Here is an 8,002-nt window from a genome sequence, read left to right on the forward strand (position 1 = left end):
GGCGACCGAGGAAGAGCGGGCGGTGGTCTGCGCCCTGCGCGCGCCACCCCCTTCGCGCTCGACGACCTCACCTTCGTGGTCACGCATTTCCTGCCACACCTGAATCCTGCCACACCTGAGCCGCGACAGCATCTGGCGCATTCCCAAGGCTGCGGGGCTGAGCCGCAGGCCACCGCCCGTCTCCAGCCGCCCGGTGCGGGGCAAGGGCACCTTCCGGGACTACGACCTCGGCTTCATCCACATCGACATCAAGCACCTGCCAAAGCTGCAGACTGCCAACGGTAAGCGGCGCAAGCGCTTTCTCTACATCGCCATCGGCCGCCGCTCCCGCTCCGTGCACCTGGCGGTCAAGGACGGCGAAGCCTAGCGCAGCGCCCTCGCCTTCCTGCGCGAGGCCGCCAAGGCTTTCCCCTTCCGCCTCACCCACGTGCTGACCGACAACGGGAGTTGCTTCACCCCGGCCTTCGCCAAGGCCTGCACTGAGCTTGGGGCGCAGTATCGCCACACCCGGCCCTGCTCGCCTCAGACGAATGGAATGGTGGAGAGGTTCAACGGTCGGGTCGGCAGTGAGGTGCCCGGCATCACCATCTGCTCCCACGTGCAGCTCGAGCGACTGCTCCGGGGCTTCAACGCCGCCTGCAATGCCCGCCGCCCGCGGGTTCTCGGCGGCAAAACCCCCGACCAGCTCGTGGCCGAGCCCCTCAAAGCGCGGCGCAAGCTCGCCCGTGACAAGCCGGAAAAGCCGGAAGGCCGCGCCGGACCAGAGGACATCGCCCAGCCGCGCCTCATCGCTGAGGCCGCAAAGGAGGTCTCACAACCAGACGCCGAGCGGGTGGTGAATGGGTGCCCGGCGGCTGATCGCCTGCAGCACCGGCAGGACATCGTTGCCCCGCTCGTTGCCGACCTCCACGCCTGGATGCTGGAGACCAGGGGCAGGCTGCCGCGCCATAACGACTTGGCCAAGGCACTGGACTACGCGCTCAAGCGCTGGGAGGCGTTCACCCGGTTCCTCGACGGCGGCCGGATCTGTCTCACCAATAACGCGGCAGAACGCGCGCTCCGTGGCGTGGCCCTCGGCCGAAAGGCCTGGCTGTTCGCAGGCAGCGACCGCGGCGGCGAGCGGGCCGCGATGATCTACACGCTCATCGCCACTGCGAAGCTGAACGGCGTGAACCCGCGCGCCTGGCTCGCCGACGTACTGGCCAGGATCGCCGACCATCCCGTCTCAAGGCTGGATGAGCTATTGCCCTGGAACTGGACCCGGGAGATGGAACGGCGAAAGGTGGCGGCATGACCAGCACCAGCATTGCCCGGCTCAAGATCACCCTTGATGAGGTCAAGCCCGTGGTCCTGCGCCGGGTCGAGGTACCGCTGACAATCCGGCTCGACCGCCTGCACCTTGTGCTCCAGGCCGCCATGGGCTGGACCAACAGCCATCTCTACGAGATCCGGGCCCGCGATGTGGGCTGGGGCATTCCCGACCCGGACTGGGGCGGAGGCCCCCTCGATGCCCGCAAGGCCCGTCTCATCGATGCCATCGAGGACACCGGCGCGAAGACCCTGCGGTACCTCTACGACTTCGGCGATGGCTGGGAACACACGGTCAAGATCGAGCGCATCACGAATGCCGCGCCCGGCCTGACATACCCACTCCTGATCAATGCATCCGGACGCTGCCCGCCCGAGGACGTTGGCGGCCCTTGGGGCTATGCCGAATTCCTTGAAGCCATCACCGATCCGCAGCACGAAAACCACGCCGAGATGACGGAATGGGCTGACGGGCCATTCGATCCCGACAACATCAACATCGACGATCATGCCAAAGCCGTCGCCGCCCTGGCCAAGGCATGGGCGCGCAAGCCAGCCGTCAAACGCAAACCTGCAGTCTGACCCACGGCCCTCGCCGGATGGGTACGTCCTGCCGCCATTACCAAGCTCCCGAGCGCCAGAAGCCCAGCGAACCATAACCGCTGTGCCCACCGCCGTCACAGGTGAGTCAACTCATCGCCTTGGCGGTATCACATCCAATCATGAACGGCAGTTCATCTTGCGCGGCGCCTCGACTGTCCCGACATCCTGCGCATGATAGACGCCAAAGCCCTCCTTGAACGCTTCCTTGGCTCGAACGGAGCTGTCGCTCGCGACCAGCGCGGGCATCGCAGTACGCCATATGCTGGGCCGCGAGAGCCAGGCGGAGAGGCGATGGGCGGCCGCTCGACGACAGACCGATTGACGCAGGCTGTGCAGCATGCCCTTGGCGGAGGCGGTGCGGGCGGCCTTGCCGGTATCGCCGCAGCCGGTGGGTTGCTCGGCACGCTGATGGGCAAGAAGAGCCGCAAACGCGGCGGAGGCCTGTTGAGTCATGGCGGAGCTGCGCTCCTGGGTGCCCTTGCCCACCGCGCCTGGCAGAACTGGCAGGCTGGGCAGGCGCCGGCTTCCGCGCCCCTGGCCACGCTGCGCGACACCGAGGCCGTGGAGCCGCGCTTCCTGCCGGGCGCAACGCCCGCGACGGGTGGCGAGCCGTTCGAGTTGTCCTTGACCCGCGCGATGATCGGGGCCGCCCGGGCTGATGGACACATCGATGCCGCCGAGCGGAACCGCATCTTTGAGCAGGTGGAAAAGGCCGGACTGGACGCCGAGGCCAAGGCCTTCGTCTTCGATGCCCTGAACACACCGATCGGGGTGAGCGAGGTCGCGGCCGCGGCTCGCACATCGGAGCAGGCGGCGGAGATCTATCTCGTCTCCTGCCTTGCGGTCGATCCGGACGAGCCGATCGAGCGAGCCTATCTGGAGGCCTTGGCGCATCGACTGAAGCTGCCGGAGGGCCTTGTTGCCCATCTCAACCGGCAGGCTGAAATGGCTTCCCAGCCGGACAGTTAGGTTCGGCGCGTTGGCGGCGGGAGAGGCTTCGCGGAAGGCATGCTCGCGGTCGGCTATGGCGGGCAGCGGGAAGCCGCGGAGCCGATGACGGCAGGAAAGCGGCCGGACCGCACCCGGCCAGGAGCCGTTGCGGCGGCTCCGCACCCGCGCCGGATGGGCTCGTGGAGCGGACGGTCCCGCGGCTCATCCCCGTGCAGTGCCGGCCGGGCTCCCGGGCGGTTCGCGGCGCGTGTGGGCGGCTTCTCCCGATCTCCCGCTCCGCCCTGCCGTGAGGAGTGCCTGAGCCCGTCGCGCCAGGGTGTCGAGTTCGAAGGGCTTGCCGATCACCTCAGCCCCCGGTGGCAGCGCCGTGCCGGCATAGCCCGTGATGAACATCACCGGCAGCCCGGGCACCCGCTCACGCACCGCCTCCGCCACCTGCCGCCCGTTCATCCCGCCGGGCAGGCCCACATCGGTAATCAGCAGGTCGGCTTGCGCGCCGCCATCCAGCAGGTCCAGTGCCGCCGGCCCATCCGCCACCTCCAGCACCCGATAGCCCAGTTCACGCAGCCGCTCGGCCGCCGTCCCACGCACCGCCTCCTCGTCATCCACCAGCAGCACTGTCGCGCCCCCGGCGGCCCATTCCGGCACCGAGGGCGCCTCTGGCGCGGGAGGCGCCGCCTCTGCCCCCTCGTGCCGCGGCAGGAACAGGTGCACGTTCGTGCCCTGGCCGGGCACGCTGTCCAGCCGGACGAGGCCGCCGGATTGCCGCACGAAGCCGTAGACCTGGCTGAGCCCCAGCCCTGTGCCCTGGCCGAGCGGCTTGGTGGTGAAGAACGGCTCAAAGACACGCTGGAGCACCTCCGGCGGCATGCCCATGCCGGTATCCGCGACCAGGATCGCCACGTAGTCGCCGGCCGAGAGGCCATCCTGGTCCGAGATCTCCGCCGCCGAGAGGCGTACCTCCTCCGTGGCGATTGTCAGCCGCCCCCCCTCGGGCATTGCGTCGCGTGCATTGATGCACAGGTTCAGCAGGGCGCTCTCCAGCTCGTTTGCGTCGCACAGCACGCTTCCGGTGCCGTTGTGCAGCTTCAGCTCCACCCGGATCCCGGGTCCCATCGTCCGGCGGATGAGGTCCGCCATGCCCGCAACCAGTCCGCTGGGCGGCAGCGGCTTCGGGTCCAGGTGCTGCCGCCGCGCGAAGGCCAGCAGGCGCCGCGTCAGCCCGGCCGCGCGCTCCAGGGCACTCCGCGCCGCCTCAAGATGGCGCGTGGCCTCGGCAGCGCGCCCTCTGGCGATCCGGTGCTGTGCCATGTCGAGGCCACCCGCGATGCCCTGGAGCATGTTGTTGAAGTCATGCGCGATGCCGCCCGTAAGCTGTCCAACCGCCTCCATCTTCTGTGCCTGCCGGAGGTTTTCCTCGGCGGCCATCAGCTCCGCCGTGCGCTCGGCGACCTGCCGTTCCAGTTCCTCGGCTGCCAGCCGGGCTTCGGTGATGTCCACGCCGCAGCCGGTGTAGCCAAGGAACCTGCCCGCATCATCCAGGCGCGGAACGCCCTCGCAGCGCAGCCAGCGGAGCTGACCCGTCCTGTCATGCACCCGCGCCTCGGCTTTGAACGGCTGGCGGACCCGGACGGCGACCAGGAAGGCGGCATTGAACGCTTCAAGATCCTCGTCCAGCACGAAACGCGCCCACCCGTCCCCCAGCATCTCCGCCGCGGGGCGCCCGAACATGTGGTCGAAGTGCATGTTGGCGAAGACGACCTGGCCATCAGCATCGGTCATCCAGATCAGCGCCGGCGCGCTGTCGGCCATATGGCGGAACCGGGCCTCGCTCTCGCGCAGCGCCTCCTCGGCGCGCTTTCGTGCCGTCATGTCGCTCGCGGCGCCGAACCATTCCCGGATCTCTCCGCCGGCATCCAGAAGGGGAACCGCGCGCGAGAGCGTCCAGCCCGGGCTGCCATCCGCCTGCCGGACCCGGTGCTCCAGCTCAAAGACGCTCTTCGTCCTGATGGCCGTCTGGATCGCTGCCCTGACCTGTTGCTGGTCATCGGGGTGGATATACGCGCCCGGCCAACTCCGGCTTGAGCCCTCGGTGCCGGAGAGGAAACCTCGTTCATCGAGCTGGCGCATCTCGGCCCAGTCGGGGCTCATGCGGTAGATGACGGAGGAGGTCGCGTTCACCAGGGCCTGGAGGCGCTCCTCGCTCGTGCGCAGTGCCGTGTCGGCGAGGGCGCGCTCGGTGGCGCGGCGCTCCAGCGCCTCGCGGCCGGCCTTGGCCTCCGCCAGGGCGGCGGTCATCTGGTAGGCGGCGGCGGCGAACCGGGCCAGGCTGGTCAGGAGCCGCGCATCCTCCGCATCGAAGCGCCCCTCGGGGCTGTGCTTGATGGCCCAGAGGGCGCCCATGGCCTCGCCATTGGCGTGCCAGGGCGCCAGCAGGTTCTCGTAGATGCGCGGTTCAACATCCCGCAGAGCCGGGAAGAACCGCTCCGCCTCCTTGAACAGGAGCACGCCGTTGCGGGTGATCGCAGTCCCGCAGGGGCTTGCCTCCCGGGGCATGGTCCCGCCGAGATCGGCCGCGAGTGCGCCGCTGGCAGCGTGCCACCGGAGGATGCCCTGCATTCCACCGGGCTCCAGGACGCTGATGCCTGCGGAGTCCGCCTGGCAAAGCTCCATCACCAGCTCGGCGCACTTCTGCAGGACGCCACCCGGGTTGGCAGCCATCTCCTGGGCCAGGGCGGCGAGCGCCCGGCTCTCCCCCGCGTGGTCGGGAGCGCGCGAGGGGCGGAGGGACAACTGCGGCGTGATCAGGACGTCGTCGACGCAGCCCGCCCCGTCACCTGGATCGCCAGCATCATTCACAGCCGCCTCCCGGGGACCTTGCAGGCCAGGGAGCCGGCGTGCTCTGGTCCCTGCATCGTGTCCTGGCCGGGCGCGGTGCCGGAGCACCCCATTCCAACTCCGGCCAAATGCCGCCTGGAGGCGGGCTCAGCAAGGTTGGTCGCTGTCCGGCTGTCCCGCTGCGCCTCCACGCGCGCCGCCGCGAGGAGGTCCGCTTCCAGGGCTGGAGGATGATGGGGACCCCCATGGGCGCATCCTAACGTGAACCGAAGAAAAATCTCGTATTGCCCGCCAGTTGCAGTGTGAAGCCCACGGTGCCGTGAAGGCAGGCGCGGTCCTGCCGATCGGGAATGCGGCCAGCCACGCCGGACGCCCTGGGTGGTTTGTCAAGGCTGCTCAAGAGTGGCGTGTCCGGCACCGGATGGCGCCAAGCTGCACAACCCCGGAAGGCTGCCCGGGAATGTCGCGCATCACCCCGGCGATCCGCTCCCGGAAGGGTGCTCCCAGACGGTGTGGGCCGTTACTGCGGCGAACCGTCGAGGGCCGGGCGTGTTGAAGAGAAGCCGCGGCGGTTCATACGGCCGTCCGATCGGCGAGACACGGGAGGGCTCCAGATGCGACGTCCCAGATTCGCAAGGACTGCCGATGCCGGCATCGGCCGGATCGAGACCGCGGCAGCGCTCGACAGGCCAAGCTATGCAATCGAGACGGCAATGGCCAGGCCGGCGCAGATCGCGGGCCGCCCTGCCGGGAAGCTTGGGGACGCCCTGCATGGCAACTGGTTCGGTCATCCGATCCATCCAATGCTTGTCACGGTCCCGATCGGAACCTGGACCTTCGCCTTCGCGCTCGATCTCCTGGCCGTGCTGGGCATCCGGCCAAGAGGGGCGACGAGAGCCGCTGAAATAGCGCTGAAGGCTGGCGCGGCCGGCGCGGTGGCAGCGGCGGCGACCGGACTGGCTGACTGGCAGCACGTCAACGGCCGTGACCGCCGGGTCGGCTTGGTTCATGCGGCCGCCAACAGCACGGCGCTGGCGCTCACTCTTACCTCGGTCCTTCTCCGAGAGCGTGGGCGCGTGAGCGAGGGAAGGCTGGCGAGCGCAGCCGGCTGGGCCTGCATGTTTCTGGGTGGCTATCTCGGCGGGCATATGGTGTATCGCCGCCGGATCGGCAGCGACCATGCGGACCGCAGCCCCGAGCCCCGCGGCTTTACGCCTGTGCTGCCCCTCGCGGAGCTGGAGGAGGACCGGCCGCGGCGAATTGAGGTCTGGGACGACGACAATCGCCAGGCTGTGGGCGTCGTTCTGGTCAGGCACAAGGGGCACATCCAAGCGATGGGCGCGCGGTGCTCGCACATGGGCGGTCCTTTGGACCAGGGTTGGGTTCTTGACGGTGCGCTGGTCTGCCCATGGCATGGGTCGAGGTATGACCTGGAAACGGGATGGCCGAGCGGTGGCCCCTCGACCTGCCCGCAGCCCCGCTATCAGGTGCGCCTGAAGGAAGGCGTCGTGGAGATCAGGCGGGAGCAGGAGCACGGCGACGATGTTGCCATGGCCGCCGGGCTGGATGATGTGGTGCCCGCCCGTCAGCAGCCGGAGAGAACGCACGACACAGGCCAGGGGCGCAAGGCCGACGAGGTGCTTGTCGAGCATCACCAGTTGCTCCGCCGCCTCTTCGAGGCCATCAGGGCAACGCCTCGGGATGACCCGCAACGCCGTGACCTGATGCGGACCCTTGCCTCTGAACTCGAGATCCACGAGCATATTGAGGACCATATCTTCTACCCGGCGGTTCATCCGGTCAGCGAGGATGTCCCTGTCGCGCATTCCGAGCATCGCCAGCTCGCCGACCTCCTGGCGATGACACTAAAGCTGAATACGGCGAGCCCCGAGTTCGAGGAGCATCTCCAGGCGCTCCATGCAGCTGTGGACCATCACGCCGGCTCGGAGGAGCGGTCCATGTTCCGACATGCTCAACGGCTTGGCGAAGCGCGATTGCGCGAACTGGGAAAGGCCCTGGAGGCCATGCTTGAGGAGCAGAGGACATCACGCTTTCAGCGCGCTTTCCGTGATCTTAAGATCAGGCTTCTCGAGGGGTTGTAGCCTGGGCTGCCCTGTCGAGTTGGCCTTCCTGAGGCGGCAGGAGCTGCTGCCGGCCTGATGGACGTTCAGTCTAGCCTACTTAAGTTTGGGACAAACCCTGGTGTGAGGCGTTGAGGGGGGATGGCGCTTCTCGTTCCTGACGACCTCTGGGCTGTGGTCGAACCGCTGCTGCCGCGGGAGCGTCCGAAGCCGAAAGGCGG

The 8,002-nt window shown here is 68.5% G+C and carries 6 protein-coding genes and 2 pseudogenes; 6 read left to right on the plus strand and 2 right to left on the minus strand.

The genetic code is table 11. From position 1 onward, the window contains the following. Window positions 1-193: 193 nt before the first annotated feature. The 4 genes and pseudogenes from QMO56_RS27080 (at window position 194) to QMO56_RS26340 (ending at window position 1,890) form a co-directional block, all read left to right on the plus strand. Window positions 194-367 carry a hypothetical protein gene (locus tag QMO56_RS27080; protein ID WP_408906558.1) on the plus strand — a complete coding sequence of 58 codons (174 nt, stop codon included), beginning with the start codon at window positions 194-196 and terminating at the stop codon, window positions 365-367. 60 nt (window positions 368-427) lie between these two features. After that, a pseudogene (locus QMO56_RS27085) lies at window positions 428-667 on the plus strand (integrase core domain-containing protein); the annotation flags it as partial. Between the two features lie 153 nt (window positions 668-820). After that, a pseudogene (locus tag QMO56_RS26335) lies at window positions 821-1,294 on the plus strand (transposase); the annotation flags it as partial. Then, window positions 1,291-1,890 (plus strand): plasmid pRiA4b ORF-3 family protein, encoded by a 600-nt coding sequence (locus tag QMO56_RS26340; protein WP_283530569.1) that lies wholly within the window; start codon window positions 1,291-1,293, stop codon window positions 1,888-1,890. The pseudogene QMO56_RS26335 and the gene QMO56_RS26340, both read left to right, overlap by 4 nt. A gap of 138 nt (window positions 1,891-2,028) precedes the next feature. Here the strand turns inward: QMO56_RS26340 and QMO56_RS26345 are convergent, their stop codons facing one another. Further along, window positions 2,029-2,157: a hypothetical protein gene (locus tag QMO56_RS26345; RefSeq protein ID WP_283530570.1), complete on the minus strand. Its 129-nt coding sequence runs from the start codon at window positions 2,155-2,157 to the stop codon at window positions 2,029-2,031. 45 nt (window positions 2,158-2,202) lie between these two features. On the opposite strand from QMO56_RS26345, the gene QMO56_RS26350 reads away from it, so the two are divergent. Further along, window positions 2,203-2,880 carry a tellurite resistance TerB family protein gene (locus tag QMO56_RS26350; RefSeq protein ID WP_283530572.1) on the plus strand — a complete coding sequence of 226 codons (678 nt, stop codon included), beginning with the start codon at window positions 2,203-2,205 and terminating at the stop codon, window positions 2,878-2,880. 183 nt (window positions 2,881-3,063) lie between these two features. Here the strand turns inward: QMO56_RS26350 and QMO56_RS26355 are convergent, their stop codons facing one another. Then, window positions 3,064-5,721, minus strand: coding sequence for a PAS domain S-box protein (locus QMO56_RS26355; protein WP_283530573.1), 2,658 nt, complete (start codon window positions 5,719-5,721; stop codon window positions 3,064-3,066). Window positions 5,722-6,314: 593 nt separating this feature from the next. On the opposite strand from QMO56_RS26355, the gene QMO56_RS26360 reads away from it, so the two are divergent. Further along, entirely contained in the window at window positions 6,315-7,802 is a 1,488-nt protein-coding gene (locus QMO56_RS26360; protein ID WP_283530576.1) for a DUF2231 domain-containing protein, read from the plus strand. The last annotated feature ends 200 nt before the right edge of the window (window positions 7,803-8,002 follow it).

Origin of the sequence: Roseomonas sp. E05 (genome assembly GCF_030063475.1) — a bacterium.
Taxonomy (GTDB): domain Bacteria; phylum Pseudomonadota; class Alphaproteobacteria; order Acetobacterales; family Acetobacteraceae; genus Pseudoroseomonas.

Excerpts from the sequence above, each read along its gene's own strand:
- QMO56_RS26345 (WP_283530570.1), bottom strand. The coding sequence starts at position 2,157 with ATGCCCGCGCTGGTCGCGAGCGACAGCTCCGTTCGAGCCAAGGAAGCG.
- QMO56_RS26350 (WP_283530572.1), top strand. The coding sequence starts at position 2,203 with ATGGGCGGCCGCTCGACGACAGACCGATTGACGCAGGCTGTGCAGCAT.
- QMO56_RS26360 (WP_283530576.1), top strand. The coding sequence starts at position 6,315 with ATGCGACGTCCCAGATTCGCAAGGACTGCCGATGCCGGCATCGGCCGG.
- QMO56_RS26340 (WP_283530569.1), top strand. The coding sequence starts at position 1,291 with ATGACCAGCACCAGCATTGCCCGGCTCAAGATCACCCTTGATGAGGTC.